Here is a 23,302-nt window from a genome sequence, read left to right on the forward strand (position 1 = left end):
CGTGGTGCCTGACACCCATTTATTTATAGAACTGTTTTATCATTTTTTGATGGGATACCGGAAATGGAAAAACCTCTATTTCTTCAGGAGATACCACTTTTAAATCAGGTTTTTCTTCTTTTAGCTCTATCAACGTTCCTTCATAAACGTGAATATTCCATGTTAAATGGGAAAATACATGTTCTATCGTACCAATCATTTCACCTAGTGCTATATCTGCTCCGAATTCTAATTTCAACGCTTCCCTTAACTGCTCTTTTTCTGTTTTATATGGCAGATGAATTTCAATATTAGGAAACTCCCATAAATTTGCCAGCAAGCCCTTTTCAGCCCTTTTATGAATAAGGGTTCGTCCGGTATCATCTTTTAATACAGCTGCAGCTAAGTGTACTTCACGCTGTTTTTTATTCTTTGTCTTTATTGGCAATTCATGTTGAACCCCTTCATGAAAAGCGGTACAATGCTCCCGAACAGGACACAGCAAGCAGGAAGGAGAGGTTGGGGTACAAACAATTGCTCCAAGCTCCATTAATGCTTGATTAAAATAGGATGGATTCTCATGGGAAATTAACTCCCTAACAGCCTTTTCAAACACTTTTCGTGATGAAGCTTTAGCGATATCATCTTCAATTAATAATATACGGGATAAAACACGCATGACATTTCCATCTACAGCAGGCTCTGGAATCCCATAGGCTTGGCTTAAAATGGCGCCTGCTGTATAAGGACCAACTCCTTTTAAAGCAGATATTTCCTTTGGAGTATCAGGGACTCTCCCGTCATACTTTTCATGAACCTCTTTAACCGCAGAGTGTAAGTTCCGGGCTCTCGAATAATAACCGAGACCTTCCCATGCTTTTAATACCTTTTCCTCTTCCGCCCCAGACAATGCTTCAATCGTAGGGAACTGCTCCATGAAACGGTTAAAGTAAGGAATGACTGTATCAACTCTTGTCTGCTGGAGCATGATTTCCGAAACCCAGATTTTATAAGGATCCTGATCTTTTCTCCAGGGAAGATCACGCATCTCTTCCTCAAACCAGCCAATCAAATCTTGACGAAACTCCTGTTTATCAATCATCTCCAACGTTTTCAATTTATTTTTCGTCACTTTTCTTCCTCCAGGATGTTAAACATATAAAATTGGGTAATAATTATTAATGCAGATTATTATTGAGTAAATTTATTTAATTTGAAAACATGTAATTTTTAAATAAAATACATATTTTCCTCTGTCAAAGCAATGATATTCTGATACACTTAATATATAGAAAGCTGTTATTCCTTCACATAAGTTGCTACGTTTTCGTTTTGCATCTGGCATGGGATACAGCTGTTATGACATATGATTTCCCCACTAAATACCGAATTAAGGAGGTTTCTTCCTTGGATACAGGTACACATGTAGTAATGGGGTTAGCCTTAGGCGGTCTGGCAACGCTTGACCCCGTTGTAGCTGAGAGTTCAGCAACCACAACAAGTGTCTTAATTTCAGTCATAGTTGGCTCACAAGCCCCTGATATTGATACAGTATTAAAACTTAGAAACAATGCGATCTATATCCGTAATCATCGTGGAATTACCCATTCCATACCTGCTGTTCTTTTATGGCCGTTAGGAATAGTCGCCGTTGTCTATCCTTTTTTCCCAACCGCTAATTTATTACACTTATGGCTCTGGACATTTCTGGCTGTTTTTCTTCATGTCTTTGTCGATATTTTTAACGCTTACGGCACTCAAGCATTGCGTCCGTTTTCAGCAAAGTGGGTGGCACTGGGTGTTATCAATACCTTTGACCCGTTTATTTTCGGCATACACGTAATAGGCTTAATCTTATGGGGGTTAGGCACTGATCCTGGATATACCTTTGCTGTAATATATGCGATTTTGATTATCTACTACATTATCCGCTTTATCGAAAGACAAAATGTTTATAGAAAGGTTCTGCAAAGAATTCCAGATGCGACTGAGATTATCATAGCTCCAACTATGAGATTTCACCACTGGAAAATTGCCGTGATGAATCAACATCAGTTCTTTGTCGGTCGGGCCGTAAATAGACAAGTACAAATATTAGATCAGTTCAATCGTGTTGAGGTTCCTGAAACTCCAGTTTTAGAGGCAGCAAAGGAAGATGAAAATTTAGCGGCTTTTCTCTCCTTCTCACCTGTATATCGTTGGGAAGTGGATGAATATGATGATCACTATGAAGTTCGCTTTATTGACTTACGCTATCGAAGCAAGGATTATTATCCCTTCGTGGCGGTTGTCCACCTGGACCTTGATTTAAACATCACAACTTCATATACCGGCTGGATTTTCAGCGAAGAAAAACTTCGAAAAAAGCTGGATATTATTCCAAGTTAAAGCGATGTCATAAAAAAGACATCGCTTTTTTTATCCATTCTGCATTCGTTTTATTTCCAATTATCACTTTTCCATAAATTAAGCAGATAAAAGCCTCATAGCGGCTAGTAATCTGAACATACTAATGTTAAGTGATGATGGAGAGTCAACCTTCATTATCACTGTTCTTATCCCGCATTAGGAGGTTTTTATATGCGTAATAAAGAAAAAGGTTTCCCTAATCTGAGTAACAATAAATTAGAGGGAGAACCTCGTGCTAAAGCGGAATATGCTTCAAAAAGAGCAGACGGAACCATTAATACACATCCGCAGGAAAGAATGCGTGCATCTTCCAACAGAGATATTGATACATCTAATTTGTTCTAGGAAAGCGGAACGCAGTCTAAGAATGCCATGACCTGCGTACCTATTCGACCTACCTTGCTTCAGTAAGGAGTCAGCCCCTTCTTACTGAAGCTTAACTAGCATAGAAATCGGCAATGCTTCTTCTTCCTGCCCATTTCTCAGACGATGCCCCCATGCAAAAACACCGTTTAAATAATTTATTTTAAAATACGCACCAGGATCTCCTTCAATACGATAGATTTCCCCAGGAATAAAATCATTTGGATCTAATAAATAGGCTTTGGCCATGACTGCTTTTCGTTCTAATACAGCAAACTCATTTACCATTCCCATTTGTTCTGCTTTTCTTGCCTTTTCATGTAATTTGGCAATCTCTTGCTGCAATTCATATTTTGATAATTCGCTGTATCTCTTTTCTTGTGATTGCATGAATCCATCCCCTTTTCTTTCGCGAACCTATGTCTATATTTTAGTATAATGAAAAAGTATTTAATAAGAAAGGAAAGTGTATTTCCTATTCATTCCAATCTTGTTGGTTGAGATATTTTTCAATTTGTTCAAGGGAAAAGCCTTTTCGATAAAGTGCACTTTTCATTTTTTGCTCGTACGTATATCCTGATTCCTTTGCATATTTTCTCTGTAATTTTTCAGCTTGATAACGCAAGGCTTCCATGCCATTATCTTTTCTTTTCAAATTTATGCTGTTGATTGCATCGGCTATAATATTAAAGCTAAAGCCTTTTCGAGTTAACTTTTGTTCAAGCTTAGCCTTAAGCACCCTTTCAGAATCCTTTTGATTTTTCTGAGTTGTTTTTTCACTCAGTGTTTTTGCTTTTTCAAGCTGTAATTCATACGGATATTCGTTAAGAGCCAGTTCAATATTCTTTTCATTAATCCCTTTTTCTTTCAGCTCACTTCTTATTAAAATGGTTCCTTTATCAGTCGTATTCATTTGCGTTCTCACGTAAGCCTTAGCATACTGTTCATCGTTGAGAAATTGGTATTCGTACAGTTTAATGATGACCTCTTGAATGATTGCTTCATCCATTTCCTTTTCTCCAAGATAAGAGCGAACCTCTGCCTCTGATCTGATTCTTCTTGTTAAATGATGAAGAGCTAAATTGTACGCTTTTCGAATATCATCTTCATAATGAATTTCAGTAATGAAAAAGTCATCTAGCTCCATGCCTTTTTTTAGCCCATACTTCACTAAAACAGCTTCATCTACACTAAAAGCATATTGTTCTCCTTTTCCTTCATCGAGAAAAATATTATAGCGTTCTTTATTTTTTTGCTGGGTTGTAATTTTCGATATAATCGGCATCAATTTCACCTCTTATCTAAATGTAGCATAACCCGCAGTAACATTTGAATAAACAGAAGCAAGAAAATAAGTTGAATAATTTTACTTTTTTTACTATTTCCCCCATAGTATGAATCGTTTTTAATAAGGGGAAAATATGGAAGATACTTTCATGAAAGGAAGGATTCTAATGGCGAAGAAAACGGACAAAGAAAAAAGTGCTTTAACAAGTATGCAGGCTGTAACTTATCAGCGTGACTTTAAAATGGCAGACCGTGCCGGTGGTTTTATGGACCGTAAAGGTAGAAAGTAAGCTGCAGGCCTATATTTTCACCTGTTACAACTGGTTAGGCTTGTAACAACTTACCTTTCATAGTCCATTGATGCATGAGCATAATAAAGTATGGAGCAATGCTTCATACTTTATTTATTGAAAGGGGTTTTGTTTATGGGCCGCGCTCAAGGGCATAAAACACGTGACAGAAATAAAAGCTCACTTCCTCAAGTTCCTAAAAATATGAAATATGATCGTATGAGTGAAGAGTATGCTCAAGAATTAAATAATCAAATTAGCAGAGAAGAGCAAGCATTAGCAAATGCCGCTAATCAAAGAAATCAAGGAAATAATGGTTAATTAAAATAAACGAGGCCTCAAACTGATGGGCCTCCTATTTCTCTAGATAGGAAGGAGTATATGAACATGGCTAAACAAAATAATTACCAAAATAACCTTAAATCAGATGGCGTTGATGAAGAATTCTCAATGGAACTGGCTGACAAGGACGATTTAGAGGCTCAAGCTAGAGCCGATGCTGCTAATCAACGGGCGGCAAAACGAAAAAATAAGTAGGACTGCACTGTGAATAAAGTTATCCACATAATCGTTAACAACGTGGATAACTTGCACAGATATGATGATAACAGCTCTACATTTAGTTTATCACTGTGAATAAAGTCCCTAGAATTACGTGTATTTTTTGTGGACAATGTGGATAAACCTGTGGAAATATGGATATATATAGATTTTCACTGTTGATAACTTATTGTATATGTGTGATTAACTTTTACTTAATAAATTTCGAAAAGCCGGGAACACAATCCCCGGCTCTTTTATTTGTATGAAAAAAGCATGCCATATCTATTATCCCGCAGTCCCTCTCTTACCTACAGACGGGACTGCCAGACTGACAAGAATAAAGGTAATCAAGGAAAAAAGAATAGGCAATACAACGGTATGCATCCCAAGTGCACTTGGGTATAAACGGTCGAATAGAATATAGGAACTCATTCCGATAATCATGGACGAAATCGCACCATACTTATTCCCTTTCCCCCAATAGAGCCCTAAAACGATTGGCCAAATAAAGACAGATTCAAGTCCTCCAAATGAAAAAAGATTCAACCATACTAATAGATCAGGAGGATTCAAAGCAAACAAAATCACTGCTGCTCCAATTAACGTTGTTACCCAAAAGCTTGTCTGTTTTATTTGCTTTTCAGTTGCATTTGGTTTAATAAAATTTAAATATATATCCTTCACAACCGTTGAACTGACAAGAATTAATAAAGAAGAAATGGTAGACATAATGGCAGCCATCGGAGCTGAAAGGACAAAACCTGCCAAAACGGGTGACAATACCTCTAATGTAAGCATCGGCATGACCTTATCCCCAATCTCAATCCCAGGAAGAATTCCGCGGGCTAGTACACCGATTAAGTGCATGCCAAACATAATTGTTCCAATAACAGCAGTACCAATGATGATTGCTCGGTGCATTGACTTGGAGTCTTTGTAAGACATTGCTCTAACTGCCATCTGTGGAAGTCCAATAACCCCCACACCAACCAAAATCCAAAAAGTAGACACATAAAGAGAGGTTAATTGACGATTTGCTCCATACGGCGAGATAAAATTAGGATTTTCGGCCGTTAATTTTGACATAATTGATTGCAGACCACCGCCAGCCATAATGGTTGCTATCAGTAATACAATGGTCCCGATTAACATGACAATTCCTTGTGCCGTATCGGTTAAAACAACCGCCCTAAATCCACCGATTAAGACATACACTAACACGGTGACAGCAAAGATTAATAAAGACGTTTGATACGATAATCCGGTTAAAGATTCAATTAATCTTCCTCCGCCTACCCATTGTGCAATCATCGATGAGAAAAGAAAAATAATAATGCTTAAGGCAGAGATAAGAACAATGATATTGCTTTTATAGCGATCTTTTAGAAAATCAATGATCGTTATGTAATTATTTTTTCTTGCGATAATGGCAAATTTTTTCCCCAAAACCATTAAGACAAAGTAGCCGGTAGGGAGTTGGGCCATGGATAGCAGTACCCAGCCTAAACCAGTTGTATACGCTACACCAGGACCGCCAATAAAGCTGCTTGCACTTCCATATGTAGCAATCAGCGTCATAGCCAGTACAAAGCCTCCTAGCTCTCTGCCTCCAAGAAAATATTCTTGAAGAAAATTATTAGATGTTTTTACATATCGATTAGCCCAAACGCCAATCAGGAAATAAAAAATGAGAAAAAGGAGTAATGGGACAATAACAGCCATGTTCATTTTCTGTTCCCCTCTTCCTCTTCAAACGGAACCTCTTTAAAAATAAATGTAATACACAAGTAAACAAGGATTATCATAATAATTGTGCCAACTACACAGCTATAAAAAAACCATGCCGGCAGCCCCATAATATATTGATATTTTTGAGGATCACCTGAACCTAATCCATAAGCAAAGCCATACCACCAAAGGAAATTAAAAATGACTAGTATAACACCAATAATCGCTTCCTTATGAGCAATCTCATACCTTTTATCCTTCAAAATAACCACCCCGCTTTTACAGATTAGGTTACCCGAAAAGACCATTTGCAATCATTCTTTACACAAGTTATTGCAGATAAAAAAGCTCCGGACAGATATGACTGTCGGAGCTCTTGTCAGCTGTCGGCTGACGGCTGTTCTTCCGGCCTTTCTCCTCTTTGCAGCGCAGCTATCGAAAGACCGAAATCCATTTGCAAATGAGGATAATCTTTAAAACGCACCCAATCTCCTCCCCATTCAAAACCGAGACCTTTGGCAAGTGAAACGACTTCTGTCCAATCAGAGATACTGTTTCCATTTCCATCATACGTCATATCCCAAATGACCTCTCCTGATGGGATCTTTATTGCAAAATCAACAGCAAGGCCAAAATTATGATAAGACTCTCCTCCCCTTGCATATGTGACAATTGTACCTTCTGTTGCACGACCTTTTTCATATAATTTATCCTGATCTTCTGCACTGCGAAAACCATCAGTTATAACAATAGATATTCCCTTTTCTGCTGAATGCTGTATCAATTGATTGGTCTTTTCTTCAACAATTGGGTGAAGACCATCCGGCATCGGAGCATTCGGATTTATTTCTGAGTCCTTATCCGGCAGCATCAAATATTGAACATATAAAACGACAGCCATAAATACAAGAACGAATATACTCATTGAACTACCTAGCCATTTCTTTTTCAAAACTTTTATCCTTTCCTCATTGACTTATTACTATTATAAACGAAAACAATAAAATAATAGTTTCATATGAGTTAAAGGTAATAATTGAATAAAAGGAACTAAAATTTACTGCATTAAAGCGGCGGGGGACAGTCCCCCGCCGCTTTAATGCAGTAAACCATTTTCTTACATAATAATTCACTATGTATGAAATACTACTAAAAAAATGTTCGAGGAATTTACGATGAAAAAGAATGTACTAAACACTTTATTTAAGACACGTAAAAACCCAGAATCTAAGGATAAGTCAAATGCAGACGTAGCTGAATTAAAAAAACAAGCAATCAGTGTTGATTACGAGCAAAACTTATCAACATTTAAGACCCTTTATAGTGTCCCTGATAATATGGATGTGAAAGTACGGGAGTTTACCATTCTTTCCACTAATCAGCGTGCCTTTATTATCTTTATTAGTTCCATTTCAGATGCAAGGGTCATTCAAGAAGATATAACAGAAAAATTAATTAGAAGCAACATCCCGAACAAAGAAATTCCCGATCTCTGCACTGCGCCTTTCTTTACAACAGAGACTACCATCGAGAAAATTCTTGATTCAATAAATGGAGGAAATACAGCTCTTTTCGTAGATGGTGATGAACAATGTTATTTATTTGATACACCGAACATTCAAGGAAGGGCCATTGGCAAACCTGACACTGAAGTCATTGTCAAAGGGCCCAAAGAATCTTTTAACGAAAAAGTCATCACAAACATTTCCTTAATCCGAAAAAAGTTAAAAAATGAAAACCTGATCATAGAGACGATGATAATTGCAAAACGATCGAAAAATAACGTATACCTTGTTTATCAAAAGGATCTTGTCAATGGAGAATTACTCCAAAACGTGAAAGACAAATTACATTCCCTTGATGTCGAATCAATCGTGGATTTAAGTATACTTGAGCAATATATAGAGGAACGGCCACGCTCGTTATATCCAACCATTTTATATAGCGAGCGGCCTGACCGGGCTGCTTCATTCATTGAAGAAGGCCATATTATCCTATTAATGGAAAATTCGCCCAGCAGCCTGATTCTTCCAACTACTTTTTGGGCATTAATCCATTCACCGGAAGATCATTATTTGCGTACACCATATGGAAATTTCATCAGGATATTACGGTTTCTTGCCCTGTTCATCGCCATGTTTACATCTTCCTTTTATGTTGCTGTAACAAACTTTCACGTTGGAATGCTCCCGCCTGATTTATTAATGGCGATTGCTGGAACAAGGGAACGTGTCCCCTTCCCTGCCCTGTTTGAAGTGATTATGATGGAAATAGCCTTTGAACTGATTCGGGAAGCGGGACTACGCGTGCCATCCCCAATTGGACCAACGATTGGGATTGTCGGTGCGTTAATTTTGGGACAGGCAGCCGTACAAGCAAATATTATTAGTCCGATTGTCATTATCGTCATCGCCTTGAGCGGTTTAAGTTCTTTTATCATCAGTGATACAAGCATGAATTTTGCCATCCGGATAACCCGTTTTCTGTTTATTTTTTCAGCCGGGTTTATCGGCATCTATGGAGTCTCAGCTTTATTTATTGTCGGGCTTTTTTACTTAGTATCATTGAAATCATTTGGCATACCGTACTTTGCACCTATGACACCAAGCTTTGTCTCATCAAAGGACTTAATTATTCGCCATATCCCAATGAAAGAAAGATTCCGTCCTGGCTATTTAAAACCAAAGGATATGGGCAAAAAAGGAAAGGGATAAATCCATATGAAGCAGCAACAGGGAAAACTAGGAATCCGTGAATATACCTCTATCGCGGTTTTAATGGTCGGTACAAAGGCAACTGAAAATACTCCTGCCGCATTATACAATGCTGTTCAAAGTGCAGCATGGATGATCCCACTCATCTCAGCAGGACTCTTTCTTATTCCGCTGTTCCTATTATTAAAAACATTCTCTTTGTTTCAAGGAAAAGACCTGTTTGCCATCGTTCAGCGATTACTGGGTAAATATATCGGATTTTTTGTTCTTCTATCTATATTTATCATCAGTTCATTTGCATTTTCATTTGATTCGAGAATGGCTTCAGACATCATTCATTCATTCTATTTTCGAACGACACCACTGGTAGTCTTATATGCTATTTTCATATTTGTTTGTGTCTATGGGGCGAAAAAGGGGATTCAGCATATTGGATCCATTTCCTATATTATGGTTTGGTATATCATTTTTTCGTTTGTACTTGCCATGATACTAAGCATCATGGATGGCAATATACAAGCCATCTACCCAATTTTGGGGTCCGGAATACAGGATATTACGAAATCAAGTATATCTGGAACAACCCTTTTTGCGGACCTATTTATCCTAACAGCCATAATATCGAACATGTCATCTACTAAAGATTTTACAAAAGGAACATGGATTGCTTTTATTTTAAACACCATTCATCTAAGCGCCGCAATTTTTATTTTTATTTTTCTGTTTGATCGGTCCTTAGCGGGACTTGGTTATCCATTTCATACAGCTATTCGTTATTTCTCATTTGGAAAATTCCTTACTAATGTAGAAACGCTATTTCTTCCAATCTGGCTAATGGCCACTTTTATACGTTTTGCCGCTTTATTGTACATATGTACAAAGATATTTGCTCATATCTTTCGCATTAAAGAGGCTGATTACTTGATTCCAGCACTAGCTACCATTTATTGGCTGACCGGTATGATTCCGGAAACACCTCTTGACGTAGGTCTTTTATTCAAAGCTAAAGTTCGATTAATAGCCGGTCCGACATTTGCTGCCCTTTCCTTGCTATTATGGATAGTCGCTCTGTTAAAAGGAGAATTCAATCATGCAACAAATAAAAAAGGTATGTAAACTGTTGATTATTATAACCCTCATTCTTTCATTAACAGGCTGTTGGGACCGGGAGGAATTGGAAGAAAACGCATATGTCATTGGACTGGGGATTGACCGTTCAAAACGCAAAGGAAAAATTAAAGTAACCATGTTAATTGCCAATCCCGAAGTCGGAAGTGTACAAGGAGGCGGCGGTTCAACGGAGAAACCGCGAGAAATTATCTCCTTTGATGCCAATGACTTCATTGCCGCAAAAGCGACAGCCAATACCATCATCTCTCGTGACATTAGCTATGAACTATTAAAAGTGATTATCGTTTCAGAGGAATTAGCGAAGGATCAAGATTTTCGCTCTGTCATATCTTCTACACTAAAAGACAAGGAAATTCGTATGGATAGTTATTTAGCTGTATGTAAAGAAAAGGCATCCGAATATTTTCAGGAAAATCACCCAAAAATGGAAACAAGACCACATAAGTATTTTCAATTTATGATTGAAAATGGAATTAATAATGGGTTAATCCCTGATTCTACACTGTTTCGATATTTTTCGGCGGTAGATAGAGGAACAGACCTCTTTCTAGCCATGTATACAACTACAGAACGAGAAAAGAATCCCAAATTTCAGCAGGAGGATCAGTACACAGCAGGACAACTGAATGTATCAGGGGAATTTGATAACACACAATTTTCCGGTTCAGCCGTCTTCAAAAACGGCGTCATGGTTGATCAATTGAATGGAGTGGAAACACGCATCATTAATATTCTTGACGATACAACTGATATAAAAGATGTATTAGTCAATATACGAGATCCTTTTTCAGAAAGTCATAAACAACTAGCAGCCAAAGTGACGAAAACAAATAATAATAAAATCAAGATGAATTTGAAAGGAATTAGACCAAAGATTGAGATAACAGTCCCACTGACCCTGGCAATCATGTCAAATCCATCCATGGTCAACTATGCAGAAGACCCAAAGAAGCAACAATTCTTGAAAGAATTTATAGTAAAAGATACAGCATCCCTATTTGAAATGGTTCAAGAAAAAACACAAACCGAACTAAAAGGATCCCCATACCCTTTATCTGTGTATGCAAGAAAATATTTTAAAACCTATCAGGAATTTGAACGGTTTAATTGGGTAAAGTCATATCCTAAAGCGGATGTTACCATAAAGACAGATATTGAAATCGAGGACTATGGCGTTCAAAAAAAAGTGCTTAATAACCAGGAGGATTAATTTGAATCTCATCATTGCTACTATTTTACTTATCATAACACTCTATACCTTTGGCTTCGCCATCGCTTTGTGGAAGGAGAAGCAAAGATTTGGTGCCCTAGCCACCCTTTGTCTCTGTTTACTGATCATCGTACTCCCATTCTTTTCTATTTTTAAATAAGACTTTTGTATTAACCTCGCTTAAATAATAAGGATATTTACCTAATAAAAAAAAGAAAAACCCCCTAAGATATGATATGATTTATTCATAATATATTGCTAGGTGGTGGGAGTTAGATGTTTTTTATTAAACAAAAGCAAACGAAACAGACATGGGATCTAGCAAAAGGAATCGGCAAAATAGAACTATCCGATGGAAACGATACCAAGAAACAGTTGGAAATGATTGGACTGACATCAAAAGATTTAGACGTCATCCATGCTTTGCAGCCATTTATCAAAGAAAAACTAGATATGATAGCCAATCAATATTATAGGGATCTCGAACAAGAACCTTCTTTATTAAAGATTATCCAGGATAACAGTACAACAGACCGTTTAAAAAGAACCCTTAAGCAGCATCTCCTTGAGATGTTTACAGGTACTATAAATGAGGAATTTATTGAAAAGCGGATACGGATTGCCCATATGCATGTTAAAATCGGGCTGCCGACTAAATGGTATATGGCAGCCTTTCAAAATCTGCTGCTTTCTATTATTACCATCATTGTTGAAAATCTCACCAATACAGATGACCGTCTTATGGCCATTCAAGCAGCCACGAAAATAATAAATTTTGAACAACAGCTGGTATTGGAAGCTTACGAAGCAGAGGTTAACCGTAAGAATATAGAAGCAGAAGAAGAAAAAAGGTCCATTCGAGAATCTGTTGCAAATGCATCTATTAATCTAGCTGCTGTTTCTAAAGAAACAGATACTTCCTTTCAACATTTATGTACCCAATCTAATGATATTGTTTCCATTGCTAATAAGGGTTCAGAGTTATCCGCTTTAGCAGAGGAACGAGCTCTGAAAGGAAAAGAACAGCTGCATAAACAAACGGTTCATTTATCTAATATTCATAAATCAGTTAACAATATCTCAAGTGATGTTCAAGTTCTATTAAATATTTCGAAACAAACACAGGAAATTGTTGAAATTGTTACAGGAATCGCGGACCAAACCAATTTACTATCACTAAACGCAGCCATTGAAGCAGCCAGAGCAGGAGAGCATGGCCGAGGTTTTTCTATCGTCGCTGATGAGGTAAGAAAATTATCCGAAGAAACAAAGAAATCCGTTACAAATGTATCTTCCCTTACGTTAAATACAAATACTCAAATTGAAAAATTAAATCAATCACTAGAAATGATCAAGACCGCTGTTAGCGAAGAAAATAATACCATGCAGGAAACCGAGTACTACTTCCAGCAAATATTAGTGGCCTTGGATGAAACCAAAATTCAAAATCAAAAAATCGAGCAAGAGCTCCAATCATTTGTCAATCGAACAAATGATTTGGGCTCAGCCTTTAAGGAAGTTGCCGTTTCTGCGACTGATTTGACAATGATTTCCCAAGATATGCATTAAAGTTTATTCTCCTTTTAAAACACTAGGCACCACAAATGGACATTTGCTCAGCACTTGTCCATTTATGGTGCCTTCAGTTATTATTTAACCTTTTTTACAAATACAACTTTTAAATAGTTCCCCTCTTCATATTCTTTAATCGTTTTGAAATCATCTGGAAGAGTATATTCTTCCAAGATTTTGTATTTTTTGTTGCTATCGCGAAAGGCCTTATCAATAAAACCTTTGAATTTTTTCATATCAAAGGATGCGCTGTTGGTAGAGGCAACGATTACCCCGTCATCTGCTGTTATGGAAATCGCCTGCTGCAATAATTTGGTGTAATCCTTTGCAGCGCTAAAGGTTACCTTTTTGGACCTTGCAAAACTTGGCGGGTCTAATATAACTAAATCAAATAGCAATTGCTTTTTGACAGCATACTTAAAATAATGAAACACATCTTCGACAACGATGTCTTGAGCCTCATAATCAATTCCGTTAATACTGAACTGTTCAATGGTTTTACTTCGGCTTCGGTTGGCGAGGTCGACACTTGTAGTCTTTACCGCTCCGCCTAAAGCAGCGAAAACGGAAAAAGCTCCGGTGTAGGAAAAGGTATTTAATACATTCTTCCCTTTTGCATATTGATCCCGAATGGCTTTCCTTACTTCCCTCTGATCCAAAAATACACCGACCATAGCGCCTTCATTTAAATAAACAGCAAAGTTCGCTCCATTCTCTTTTACAATAAGAGGAAACTGTCCCCGTTCCCCAGTAACAAAGTCATCCTCTTCGACGTACATACCATCTTCAGCAAAGCGCTTCTTCTGATAAATCCCTTTATATGGAACGAGATTCGTTAATGCTTCTATAATAGCCTCTTTAAACTGGTAAATTCCAAGGCTGTACCAACTGATCACATAATATCCGTCATAATAATCAATGGTCAGCCCGCCAATTCCGTCTCCTTCGCCATTAAACACGCGAAAGGCCGTGGTTTCCTTATCTTGAAAAAAAGGCTTTCTATATTGGACTGCTTTCATAATTTTGTTATGAAAAAACTCATGATTAATCGGCTCATTTTCTTTTCTTGTCAGTATCCACCCAAAGCCTTTATTCTGCTTTCCATAGTAGCCTTTTCCAATAAATTGATTTTGTTCATCCACAAGCCTGATAATCATTCCCTCAGCTTCTAAATGGTCAGTACTTACGATGGCATCCTTCAAGACAATCGGATTTCCTTTTTTCATTTTTTGACTGTATTGCGCTTTAATTTTAACAACCGTTTCCGTCACTATTACACCTCTTCAATCTCAACTGCTTCTTTACAATCAAATTCGCCCGTCGAATTTGCGTCCGGATTTTTATCGAGCTCGATAAATTACCTTAAAAAAAATCGCAAGACTCGCCGGAGGCTTAACTTCATTCAGAGCACCTCTGAATCGGAGAGCTTTTTGCTTTCATCCTCACTTATAGAAGTAGCGGAATTCTGCTGAATGAAGTTAACTTTTACCTTCATAATTCGTCGATCATTTGTTTCAAGTGAAGTAAACATAACATCCTCGTATTCCACACTTGGTGTCTCCTCGCCAATTGGAATATATCCAAGCAGACTAATCACAAATCCACTTAAGGTGTCGTATTCTTCTATTGGCAAATCCTTCTTTAGAATATCCTCGACATCATCCAAACTGACCGTTCCATCCATAATGTATGTATGATCATCAAGCTTCGTAATAACTGGTTCACCTTCATCAGGTTCATCATATTCATCAAAAATATTCCCGACTATCTCTTCAATTAAATCCTCAATCGTAACAATCCCATCAGTTCCGCCATATTCATCAATCACGATGGCCATATGAACATTATTCTTCTGCATATCATGAAATAAATGATCAATTTTCGTTGATTCTAAAACAAAATAGGGATCCCGGATCATCTCTTGCAAATTATATTCCTTTGGTTTTGCATCCGTTTCCTCTAAAAACTCAAGCAAGTCTTTAGAATTAAATATACCGACAATATGATCGATGTCCTCCGAATAAACGGGATATCTTGTGTATTTTACCAAATTCACTAAACGGATGGTATCCCTTAAGCTGGACTCAATCGGAATGGCACTAATATTGGTTCGATGTGTCATAATATCTGATACCGTCTTATTATCGAAATCAAAAATATTATTAATCATTTCTTTCTCGGTTAATTGAATGGTCCCTCTTTCTTCCCCAACATCAACCATCATACGTATTTCTTCTTCTGTTACATTATCATCCTCAGCATTCGGATCAACGCCAAACATCCTCACTGTCACATTCATAGATAGAGTTAATAATTTGACAAAAGGAGCTGTCAGCTTTGACAAAAGGGTCAGCGGTGTAACAGCAAACATCGAGATTGGCTCCGCTTTTGTCATCGCAAGCTGTTTCGGAACAAGCTCGCCAAAAACTAATGTGAAATAAGATAATAACAATGTAATCACAACAACAGATATCGATCCAAGCAGACTTTTTGAAATTGGCACACCTAATTCATATAAGACGTCAGCTAGTCTACCTGCAAAGCTTTCTGCTGCAAAAGCACTCGCTAGAAATCCTGCTAATGTGATACCGATTTGGATGGTTGCCAGAAAACGACTCGGTTCAGAAATTAATTTATGAAGCATAACGGATTTCTTATCTCCTGAGTCAGCCATCATTTTTACTTTATTGTCATTTAAAGAAATTAACGCAATTTCAGATGCAGCAAAAAATGCATTTAAGAGGATTAGTACGATAAGTACAAATATTTCCATTAGCAACGAGGACCCACCTCCAAATAAATAAGTAAATCAAATTCGCCCCGTCGAATTTGCGCCCGGATTTTTATCGAGCTTGCTCGATAAACTACCCCTAAAAAATCCGAGGCATCCGCCGGAGGCTTGACTTCATTCAGCTGGGGTTTTGAACCCCACTGAATTAGAGAACTTTTTGCATTCACCTCTTAACTTTAGAAATGGAGGACTTCTGCTGAATGAAGTTAAAAACTAAAACAACTTATTTTAGAAATTTCCCAATACAGCTTATCACTCTTTTCTTAATAACCCAACTAGACCCCGTTTGTTCTAGAATTCCCTATTAACTGTAGAATTCATTCTTTAAAAAAAGCTTTGTTAGCAAACAATGTTGATAAGCCTGATTTTTAACTCATCTGTGAGAAATTAACAATGTTAGTAAACAAAGTAAAAAAAGAAAGAGTCGAACGAAAGCAGCTGCAAGCTTTCTTCAACTCTTTCTTCCCTATTCTTTTTCTTTAAATAGGACCATTATGCTTTAATAAAAAGTAATTTAAATATTTGGCTGACGATTAACGGCATGAAAGCCAGCCCATAAATCCAGCCAAACTGAGCTCCTGTTAACGGGGCCACTTCAAATATCCCCATAAGCGGCGGTAGCATTAAGACAATCTGTAATAAAAAGATGCCTCCGATAATAGAAAACCAGAGATATTTATTAGTAAACACGCCAATCTGAAAAATCGATTGCTTCGCTCTTACATTAAAACCATGAAATAATCTGGCTAAACATAATGTAGCAAAAGCCATTGTACTTGCGACTACTTCATCTCCTGTTTCTAATCCAATATGGAAGGCGGTTAAGGTTGAAATGGCAATTAACAAGCCTCCAATCCCAACTAGAGTAGCAAATCGCTTATTTAATAATGGCTCATGAATATCTCTAGGCTTTTCTTTCATTATATTTTTATTATGCGGTTCAAGTCCAAGAGCAATGGCAGGCAGACTGTCAGTCAATAAGTTAATAAATAAAAGATGGACCGGTGCAAACGGCACTGGTAAAGCCAGTAATGATGCATATAGTACAGATAAGATACCGGCAGTATTACCAGCAAGTAAAAAACGAATGGAGTTATTAATATTAGCGTAAATACTTCTTCCGTTTGAGACTGCTTTTACGATAGTTGAGAAGTTATCATCCGTTAAAATCATAGCCGATGCATCCTTTGCCACCTCCGTACCTGTAATTCCCATGGCAATTCCAATATCTGCTTGTTTTAAGGCAGGTCCATCATTTACCCCGTCACCTGTCATAGCTACATTATTGCCTTTTTCCTGCCAGGCTCTGACGATACGAATTTTATGTTCAGGTGAAACACGGGCATAAACGGAAAGGTCCCTGACTTTTTCTTTCAATTCCTCATCTGACAGTTTTTCTATTTCAACACCTTCAATCGCTTCAGACTCGTTCTTTAGGATGCCTATTTGTTTAGCTATCGCTGAAGCTGTAATTTTATGGTCACCTGTTATCATGACCGGCTTAATTCCAGCAGCAATACAATTTTCTACAGCCTTCTTTGATTCAGGTCTCGGCGGATCCATCATAGCTGTTAAACCGACAAATATTAAATCATTTTCATCTTCAAAACTAACCGCCTGGCCGTCGGATAATTCTTTGTATGCAAAGCCTAGAACACGTAAGCCTTGAATAGAAAAATCTTTATTTATTTTTTCTATTTCTTTTCGATGGTTTTTAGAAAAATCCAGAATGCCTTTAGATGTTTCTATTTTCTTCACTCTAGATAATAAAACATCCAGCGCTCCTTTTGTAACCATTATATATTTATTATCTATTATATTAACGGTACTCATCAGCTTTCGATCTGAATCAAATGGAAGTTCTCCAGCCCTTTTATATTGATTTCTGATAACAAGTTCATCAAGGCCATACACTTCACCTAAGTTTGTTAAAGCTACTTCTGTCGGATCACCGATTTCTTTTTTGTCTATTGTAACGGAATCATTGCACAATAAAGCCATTAACAAGAGATTTTTTTCTAATGGCTTTTCCTGATTTAACTGGTCATGCGGGATAATCTTTTGATCAACATATACTTGCTGAACCGTCATTTTGTTTTGCGTTAGCGTTCCAGTTTTATCCGAGCAGATAACAGAAATTCTGCCTAGACTTTCTACTGCATGCAGTTTACGCATAATTGCGTTTTCCTTTGCCATCTTCTGTGTTCCAAAAGCAAGAACGATGGTTACAATAGAGCTTAAGGCTTCAGGAATAGCCGCAACGGCTAGAGATACAGCAAACATGAAGGAATCGCCAATCTCACGTCCTCTGAAAATATCTAGTCCAAATATGATGAACGCAATGATGATAATAATAACGGCTAATCGTTTTCCAAAGTGATCAAGTGTAACCTGTAACGGTGTTTTTTTCTCCTGAGCTGAGTCTAGCAGATTAGCAATTTTTCCAATCTCTGTGTTCATTCCAATATCTGTAATTACAGCAACCCCGCGGCCGTTTGTAATAAAACTCCCGGAAAATACCATATTCTTTTTATCACCAATAGGAACTTCTTCTTTATCAATCACATCCAGCTCTTTTACAACAGCCAGTGACTCGCCTGTTAGAGAGCTTTCATTTACCTGCAGGCTGTAATTCTCAATAATTCTTCCATCTGCAGGCACAAAGTCACCCGCATCTAAAGTAAGAATATCTCCTACCATTACTTCCCTCGAAGGAATTTCAACCTTCTGTCCATCTCTTAATACTTTTGCTGTTGGAGAAGACAGAGCCTTTAAACTATTGAGAGACTGTTCTGCCTTCACATGCTGAATAGTGCCAAGAATAGCATTTAATATAACCACAACCATAATGACAATTGTACTTTCTACTTCGCCTAGAAAAGCCGAAATAATTGCAGCTACAAGCAGAATGATGACAAGAAAATCTTTAAATTGTTCGAGAAATACCTGAAAAGTACTTTTTCTTTTTCCCTCCTGCAGCTCATTAAATCCATATTGTGTTCTTTTCTTCTCTACTTCAGATGAGCTTAAACCTTGATTAGTTACGCCTAAGGCTTCTATAACTTCTTCAGCTGTTTTACGATAATAATGACTCATTCATTTCTCCTTCCTTTTATTACTAGAGTACAAAATAGTATTCAATCAAATTTATCCTACAAAAAAGACCCTATAGCCAGAAATTCTCTCAGCTATAGAGTCTCACTTAACGAAAAAAGTTTTCAAAGCCGGGATATTATCCAGTTTGACGGCTATGAATCCTGAAATGACAGGCAGTTACTCCCTCTATTAGACTATATATTGTTTATGTTAATTTTATCATTAATAGGAAAATTATTCAATTACCTTCATTATCTCATCACATTATCTTCCTATTTAGCAATCCCTATCACAAGAGGAGTATCAATTAATTTCCGATTGTTACCTTCTTCACAAATAAAACAAAACTTTTTGTTTTTAGACACTATTTTATTGTGTAAGGAGTGGTAATATCTAGTTATATAGTGTATCTATTTTCCTATATCATGTCTGTAATTAATAGCCAGCAACTATTGTTTAAATCATGTCTTTTTTACTTTTCTTCCATACATTCAAACAACTAAACGTCATACTTTTTTCTAAATAATGAAAGGACGTGGCAGGAATGAACTTGAAGCAGCTTCAATATTTTCGGGTACTTGCAGGATATGAACATTTTACTAAGGCAGCTGAGCAGTTATCGATTACACAGCCAAGTCTGAGCCATGCAATCTCAGAATTAGAAAAGGAATTGGGAACCTATTTATTCGAAAAGCACGGACGAAATATTCGTCTAACTAAATACGGCCGTTTTTTTCTCCAATATGTGGAACGTTCCTTGGATGAACTAGAAAAGGGAGAAAAGAAATTACACGACATTACTTGCCCTTCAAGAGGCGTAGTTGATGTAGCATTTATGTATCATCTTGGACCTCAGATGATTCCAAACATGATTCAAGCCTTTTCTCGAAAGAATGAATATAAAAATGTCAGATTTACGTTAAGTCAAGGATCAACTAAAAAGATCTTCCAAGATTTAAAGACAGGAAAGGTAGATATTGCCTTTACATTAATGGATGATGACGAACCGGAAATTGAGTTTATACCATTATTTAAACAGGAAATGGTTGCTGTCGCGTCCTATGATCACCCTCTTGCACGTTATGACAGTATTGATATGAAAGATACTGCGCCCTATCCTTTTATATTATTTAATCAAAGCAGTGATATGCGCCGTATCATAGACAAATTATTTGAAAGCGCGGGAGTTATCCCTCAAATATCTTGTGAAATGGATGAAGCAGATGTAATCGCTGGTCTAGCAGCTATTAATTTCGGCATAGCCATAATGCCGAAATCCTTATTGCTCAACAATAATAACCTCAAGGTATTATCCATTAACCATCCATTAGCCAACCCTGCTGTTTGTATGGCCTGTGTTAAAAATCGTTATCTTTGCCCTGCCACAGAAGCATTCCAACAGTTTTCGCTCAACTATAGTAATGATTTAGTGCTGCAATTACATTAATAAAGAAGGTGCCTGATACTAGGCACCTTCTTTATTATTTATTATGACGAATTTGTGCTTCTCTCATTTGTCCAACCATGTTTTTAGCATATTTCAAATGAACATTCTTCATTCGCTCTCTGGTTACGGAAACAGCAATAGAACTGACAAGCCATAAAACCAGACCTAGAAAGATACTAAATAACCAATTATTGCTGATTGTTAGTGTAACCCATACGGTAGCTACACAAACAACCCCTCCAATCATACCATATACCGAACCATTCGCTACTTTTGCAGCATTTTTTGAACCTGACACGATTCCCATCATTAATACAGCAGTAATCATGACCGCTGGGAATGCTGCAAAAATACCGGCAAGAATTTTCCAAGGAGAAATAACGGTGACCAAATAGCTCAACATAACCGCAGCTCCGCCTAATAAGAAACGAATGAACAAATCTTTAGTATTCATACACACACACCTTTTCTTTTACAATACATGCAATTATTTTACTATTGTCACCCTTATCAATAGGAGGTTAACACTACTACTGCCATCGAGATGATAAACCAACAGCCGACTGCTTGAGCTAAGCCTTTCTTCCAGCCTTTTCGAGGTAAAAGATATCCTGCAATAATAGCAATGATGATGTTTATTGCCATACCGACAATAGCACCCTTAGACAATAAGATGGAATAATCAACAAGTTCAGCACCGCCAAAATCCAGGCTTGCAGTCAATAATGCTGCTAAGTAAACGGCCGGGAATGCCGCAAAAATACCTCCGGCTTTTTCGCCTAGCTTTCTAGCTACCAGCGTGGATATTACTACAGCTAATCCTCCCAGAGTAAATCGTATGAGTAGTGCACTAATAGACAGTTCAGTCATAATATGTCACCTTTCCTAATCTAGGCTTAACTTCAACCTTTCTCTTTTGAGATGAAAAATAAATGTCCAAGTTAAGCTTAATAGTATGATTAAAAAGAAATTTTGTGTAATATTTCACAATAACTTTCAATATAGTCATTGTATCTTATTTTTGCCTCTTTCCATGTGAACATTTCTTAAACATTTATGAAGCGTTTACATTAAATACATAGGATTATTAATATAGATATGATTAGGTCGCCATTAGACCTTCAAAAACAAGAATTAGAATATGTTTTAACGATTGTTACATACTAGAAATGTACTTTTTTGAGAAGAGTCCAGATAGGAGTTTATTGAACGATGAAAAAACTTACACCCGTATTCATCTACTCAGCAGCCATACTATTTTTACTTGTTGTTATTGGAATTGTTGCTCCCAATACACTTGAAACTGTAACAGCCAACATGCAGTCATTTATTTCAACCGCTTTTGGCTGGTATTATTTAATTATTGTTACAGTATTTCTTTTAGTTTGTTTGTATTTATTTATCACACCTGTCGGCCGCATTAAATTAGGTAAGCAGGATGATAAACCAGAATTCACAAGGACCTCTTGGATTGCTATGCTTTTTAGCGCTGGAATGGGGATTGGCCTTGTCTTTTATGGATCAGCAGAACCTCTTAGTCATTATGCTGTCAGTTCTCCTACCGGTGAAACTGGTACAGCACAAGCCATAAAGGATTCCTTACGTTTTACGTACTTTCATTGGGGACTGCATGCATGGGCAATTTATGGCATCGTCGGTCTCATTCTGGCTTACTTTAGTTTTCGAAAAAATGAACCTGGATTAATCAGTGCAACCTTAAAACCTATCATTGGGGAGCGCGCAAAAGGGAAAACAGGTAAACTCATTGATATCCTTGCTATTCTCTCAACGATTTTCGGCGTTGCAACAACCCTTGGGTTTGGTGCAGCCCAAATTAACGGAGGTCTTTCCTATCTCTTTGGCGTTCCATCGAATTTTTTAACCCAGGTCATTATCATTTCAGTTGTTACCGTCCTGTTTCTTACTTCAGCATTATCGGGACTTGGCAAAGGCATAAAAATCTTATCCAATGCCAACATGATTCTGGCGTTTCTGCTGTTGCTGATTATGTTTACTGTCGGTCCATCATTATTTATATTAAATATATTTACGGATACAATAGGAGAATATTTACAAAATCTTCCTAAAATGAGTTTTAGACTTGCTCCTCTTAATCAAGAAAATCGAGCCTGGATTAATGCCTGGACGATTTTTTATTGGGCATGGTGGATTGCCTGGTCCCCTTTTGTCGGAATCTTTATCGCCAGAGTATCAAAAGGAAGAAGTATAAGAGAATTTGTTTTTTGCGTCTTGCTTATCCCATCCATTATCGGCTTTTTTTGGTTTGCATCGTTTGGAGGTTCAGCCATCGCAATAGAGGCCAAAGGGAATGCAGCCGTTTCAGCGTTAGCGTTGGAAGAATCCTTATTCGGGGTATTTGCAAATTATCCACTAGGAACCGTCATGTCCATTGTAGCAATGATCCTAGTTGCTTTCTTTTTTATCACATCAGCAGACTCAGGTACCTATGTATTGGCAATGATGTCCTCAAACGGTTCCCAAAACCCATCAAATAGATTAAAAGTTACCTGGGGCATCTTACTAACTGCTACGGCTTTGGTACTTTTATATTCAGGAGGACTACTGGCACTGCAAAATACCATGATCATTGCCGCCTTGCCATTTTCCGTCATCATGATACTGATGACAGTCAGTCTGTTAAAATCGCTGAACAAAGAAGTAAAGGACATGGCTCGTCTTCAGCCAAAAGTAAAATAATAACGCCATTCCCTAAGAATGGCG

General features: G+C 37.3%; 22 protein-coding genes. 11 read left to right on the forward strand and 11 right to left on the reverse strand.

Annotation, left to right across the window (positions count from 1 at the left end):
• Positions 1–19 precede the first annotated feature (19 nt).
• A complete protein-coding gene (gene mutY, locus F4V44_RS01445; RefSeq protein WP_150438318.1) occupies positions 20–1,081 on the reverse strand; it encodes an A/G-specific adenine glycosylase in 1,062 nt (353 codons plus the stop codon).
• Between the two features lie 305 nt (positions 1,082–1,386).
• On the opposite strand from mutY, the gene F4V44_RS01450 reads away from it, so the two are divergent.
• Together F4V44_RS01450 and F4V44_RS01455 are read left to right on the forward strand one after the other, a co-directional pair.
• The gene (locus F4V44_RS01450; protein ID WP_150438319.1) at positions 1,387–2,367 is read left to right on the forward strand and encodes a metal-dependent hydrolase; all 981 of its coding nucleotides are present in this window, start codon (positions 1,387–1,389) and stop codon (positions 2,365–2,367) included.
• Between the two features lie 192 nt (positions 2,368–2,559).
• On the forward strand, positions 2,560–2,733 hold the full coding sequence (locus F4V44_RS01455; protein WP_150438209.1) for a small, acid-soluble spore protein K: 174 nt from the start codon (positions 2,560–2,562) through the stop codon (positions 2,731–2,733).
• Between the two features lie 81 nt (positions 2,734–2,814).
• On the opposite strand, the gene F4V44_RS01460 is transcribed toward F4V44_RS01455, so the two are convergent.
• Positions 2,815–3,141 (reverse strand): YfhH family protein, encoded by a 327-nt coding sequence (locus F4V44_RS01460; protein WP_150438210.1) that lies wholly within the window; start codon positions 3,139–3,141, stop codon positions 2,815–2,817.
• Positions 3,142–3,226: 85 nt separating this feature from the next.
• Positions 3,227–4,036 carry a recombination regulator RecX gene (gene recX, locus F4V44_RS01465; protein WP_150438211.1) on the reverse strand — a complete coding sequence of 270 codons (810 nt, stop codon included), beginning with the start codon at positions 4,034–4,036 and terminating at the stop codon, positions 3,227–3,229.
• A gap of 169 nt (positions 4,037–4,205) precedes the next feature.
• On the opposite strand from recX, the gene F4V44_RS01470 reads away from it, so the two are divergent.
• From F4V44_RS01470 to F4V44_RS01480, 3 genes are all read left to right on the forward strand, one after another.
• Positions 4,206–4,328 carry a YfhE family protein gene (locus F4V44_RS01470; protein ID WP_150438212.1) on the forward strand — a complete coding sequence of 41 codons (123 nt, stop codon included), beginning with the start codon at positions 4,206–4,208 and terminating at the stop codon, positions 4,326–4,328.
• Between the two features lie 135 nt (positions 4,329–4,463).
• Positions 4,464–4,649, forward strand: coding sequence for a YfhD family protein (locus F4V44_RS01475; RefSeq protein ID WP_150438213.1), 186 nt, complete (start codon positions 4,464–4,466; stop codon positions 4,647–4,649).
• Positions 4,650–4,715: 66 nt separating this feature from the next.
• The gene (locus tag F4V44_RS01480) at positions 4,716–4,865 is read left to right on the forward strand and encodes a YfhD family protein (RefSeq protein ID WP_223881750.1); all 150 of its coding nucleotides are present in this window, start codon (positions 4,716–4,718) and stop codon (positions 4,863–4,865) included.
• A 291-nt stretch (positions 4,866–5,156) separates the two neighbouring features.
• Here F4V44_RS01480 and panF read toward each other — a convergent pair whose 3' ends face one another.
• The 3 genes from panF to F4V44_RS01495 all read right to left on the reverse strand — a co-directional run bounded on the left by panF (position 5,157) and on the right by F4V44_RS01495 (position 7,551).
• Positions 5,157–6,599, reverse strand: a complete 1,443-nt coding sequence (gene panF / locus F4V44_RS01485) for a sodium/pantothenate symporter (RefSeq protein ID WP_150438215.1) — start codon at positions 6,597–6,599, stop codon at positions 5,157–5,159.
• Positions 6,596–6,862: a YhdT family protein gene (locus F4V44_RS01490; protein ID WP_150438216.1), complete on the reverse strand. Its 267-nt coding sequence runs from the start codon at positions 6,860–6,862 to the stop codon at positions 6,596–6,598. Before F4V44_RS01490 ends, panF begins: the two co-directional genes overlap by 4 nt.
• A gap of 116 nt (positions 6,863–6,978) precedes the next feature.
• The gene (locus F4V44_RS01495) at positions 6,979–7,551 is read right to left on the reverse strand and encodes a M15 family metallopeptidase (RefSeq protein WP_396897466.1); all 573 of its coding nucleotides are present in this window, start codon (positions 7,549–7,551) and stop codon (positions 6,979–6,981) included.
• 223 nt (positions 7,552–7,774) lie between these two features.
• On the opposite strand from F4V44_RS01495, the gene F4V44_RS01500 reads away from it, so the two are divergent.
• The 4 genes from F4V44_RS01500 (at position 7,775) to F4V44_RS28265 (ending at position 13,223) form a co-directional block, all read left to right on the forward strand.
• Entirely contained in the window at positions 7,775–9,313 is a 1,539-nt protein-coding gene (locus F4V44_RS01500) for a spore germination protein (RefSeq protein ID WP_150438217.1), read from the forward strand.
• Positions 9,314–9,319: 6 nt separating this feature from the next.
• Complete coding sequence (locus tag F4V44_RS01505; RefSeq protein ID WP_150438218.1) at positions 9,320–10,429, forward strand: GerAB/ArcD/ProY family transporter; 1,110 nt, start codon at positions 9,320–9,322, stop codon at positions 10,427–10,429.
• Positions 10,404–11,654 carry a Ger(x)C family spore germination protein gene (locus F4V44_RS01510; protein ID WP_150438219.1) on the forward strand — a complete coding sequence of 417 codons (1,251 nt, stop codon included), beginning with the start codon at positions 10,404–10,406 and terminating at the stop codon, positions 11,652–11,654. Before F4V44_RS01505 ends, F4V44_RS01510 begins: the two co-directional genes overlap by 26 nt.
• Before the next feature lie 276 nt (positions 11,655–11,930).
• Positions 11,931–13,223: a globin-coupled sensor protein gene (locus tag F4V44_RS28265; RefSeq protein WP_150438220.1), complete on the forward strand. Its 1,293-nt coding sequence runs from the start codon at positions 11,931–11,933 to the stop codon at positions 13,221–13,223.
• Positions 13,224–13,303: 80 nt separating this feature from the next.
• Here the strand turns inward: F4V44_RS28265 and F4V44_RS01520 are convergent, their stop codons facing one another.
• The 3 genes from F4V44_RS01520 to F4V44_RS01530 all read right to left on the reverse strand — a co-directional run bounded on the left by F4V44_RS01520 (position 13,304) and on the right by F4V44_RS01530 (position 19,113).
• Positions 13,304–14,500 (reverse strand): class I SAM-dependent rRNA methyltransferase, encoded by a 1,197-nt coding sequence (locus tag F4V44_RS01520; RefSeq protein ID WP_150438221.1) that lies wholly within the window; start codon positions 14,498–14,500, stop codon positions 13,304–13,306.
• 128 nt (positions 14,501–14,628) lie between these two features.
• Positions 14,629–15,999, reverse strand: a complete 1,371-nt coding sequence (locus F4V44_RS01525) for a hemolysin family protein (RefSeq protein ID WP_150438321.1) — start codon at positions 15,997–15,999, stop codon at positions 14,629–14,631.
• A 510-nt stretch (positions 16,000–16,509) separates the two neighbouring features.
• The gene (locus F4V44_RS01530) at positions 16,510–19,113 is read right to left on the reverse strand and encodes a calcium-translocating P-type ATPase, PMCA-type (RefSeq protein ID WP_150438222.1); all 2,604 of its coding nucleotides are present in this window, start codon (positions 19,111–19,113) and stop codon (positions 16,510–16,512) included.
• 544 nt (positions 19,114–19,657) lie between these two features.
• Between F4V44_RS01530 and F4V44_RS01535 the strand changes: the two genes are divergently transcribed.
• The gene (locus tag F4V44_RS01535) at positions 19,658–20,560 is read left to right on the forward strand and encodes a LysR family transcriptional regulator (protein ID WP_150438223.1); all 903 of its coding nucleotides are present in this window, start codon (positions 19,658–19,660) and stop codon (positions 20,558–20,560) included.
• Between the two features lie 34 nt (positions 20,561–20,594).
• Here the strand turns inward: F4V44_RS01535 and F4V44_RS01540 are convergent, their stop codons facing one another.
• Both F4V44_RS01540 and F4V44_RS01545 read right to left on the reverse strand, forming a co-directional pair.
• A complete protein-coding gene (locus F4V44_RS01540) occupies positions 20,595–21,014 on the reverse strand; it encodes a DUF3147 family protein (RefSeq protein WP_150438224.1) in 420 nt (139 codons plus the stop codon).
• Between the two features lie 56 nt (positions 21,015–21,070).
• Positions 21,071–21,430, reverse strand: a complete 360-nt coding sequence (locus F4V44_RS01545) for a DUF3147 family protein (protein WP_150438225.1) — start codon at positions 21,428–21,430, stop codon at positions 21,071–21,073.
• Between the two features lie 342 nt (positions 21,431–21,772).
• Between F4V44_RS01545 and F4V44_RS01550 the strand changes: the two genes are divergently transcribed.
• On the forward strand, positions 21,773–23,278 hold the full coding sequence (locus tag F4V44_RS01550) for a glycine betaine uptake BCCT transporter (RefSeq protein ID WP_150438226.1): 1,506 nt from the start codon (positions 21,773–21,775) through the stop codon (positions 23,276–23,278).
• The last annotated feature ends 24 nt before the right edge of the window (positions 23,279–23,302 follow it).

This window comes from Niallia endozanthoxylica (genome assembly GCF_008710145.1).
Lineage (GTDB): Bacteria > Bacillota > Bacilli > Bacillales > Cytobacillaceae > Bacillus_BD > Bacillus_BD endozanthoxylica.

Coding starts and splice junctions, on each gene's coding strand:
- mutY (WP_150438318.1), bottom strand. CDS start 1,081: ATGATTGATAAACAGGAGTTTCGTCAAGATTTGATTGGCTGGTTTGAG.
- F4V44_RS01455 (WP_150438209.1), top strand. CDS start 2,560: ATGCGTAATAAAGAAAAAGGTTTCCCTAATCTGAGTAACAATAAATTA.
- F4V44_RS01460 (WP_150438210.1), bottom strand. CDS start 3,141: ATGCAATCACAAGAAAAGAGATACAGCGAATTATCAAAATATGAATTG.
- recX (WP_150438211.1), bottom strand. CDS start 4,036: ATGCCGATTATATCGAAAATTACAACCCAGCAAAAAAATAAAGAACGC.
- F4V44_RS01470 (WP_150438212.1), top strand. CDS start 4,206: ATGGCGAAGAAAACGGACAAAGAAAAAAGTGCTTTAACAAGTATGCAG.
- F4V44_RS01475 (WP_150438213.1), top strand. CDS start 4,464: ATGGGCCGCGCTCAAGGGCATAAAACACGTGACAGAAATAAAAGCTCA.
- F4V44_RS01480 (WP_223881750.1), top strand. CDS start 4,716: ATGGCTAAACAAAATAATTACCAAAATAACCTTAAATCAGATGGCGTT.
- panF (WP_150438215.1), bottom strand. CDS start 6,599: ATGAACATGGCTGTTATTGTCCCATTACTCCTTTTTCTCATTTTTTAT.
- F4V44_RS01500 (WP_150438217.1), top strand. CDS start 7,775: ATGAAAAAGAATGTACTAAACACTTTATTTAAGACACGTAAAAACCCA.
- F4V44_RS01505 (WP_150438218.1), top strand. CDS start 9,320: ATGAAGCAGCAACAGGGAAAACTAGGAATCCGTGAATATACCTCTATC.
- F4V44_RS01510 (WP_150438219.1), top strand. CDS start 10,404: ATGCAACAAATAAAAAAGGTATGTAAACTGTTGATTATTATAACCCTC.
- F4V44_RS28265 (WP_150438220.1), top strand. CDS start 11,931: ATGTTTTTTATTAAACAAAAGCAAACGAAACAGACATGGGATCTAGCA.
- F4V44_RS01525 (WP_150438321.1), bottom strand. CDS start 15,999: ATGGAAATATTTGTACTTATCGTACTAATCCTCTTAAATGCATTTTTT.
- F4V44_RS01530 (WP_150438222.1), bottom strand. CDS start 19,113: ATGAGTCATTATTATCGTAAAACAGCTGAAGAAGTTATAGAAGCCTTA.
- F4V44_RS01535 (WP_150438223.1), top strand. CDS start 19,658: ATGAACTTGAAGCAGCTTCAATATTTTCGGGTACTTGCAGGATATGAA.
- F4V44_RS01540 (WP_150438224.1), bottom strand. CDS start 21,014: ATGAATACTAAAGATTTGTTCATTCGTTTCTTATTAGGCGGAGCTGCG.
- F4V44_RS01545 (WP_150438225.1), bottom strand. CDS start 21,430: ATGACTGAACTGTCTATTAGTGCACTACTCATACGATTTACTCTGGGA.
- F4V44_RS01550 (WP_150438226.1), top strand. CDS start 21,773: ATGAAAAAACTTACACCCGTATTCATCTACTCAGCAGCCATACTATTT.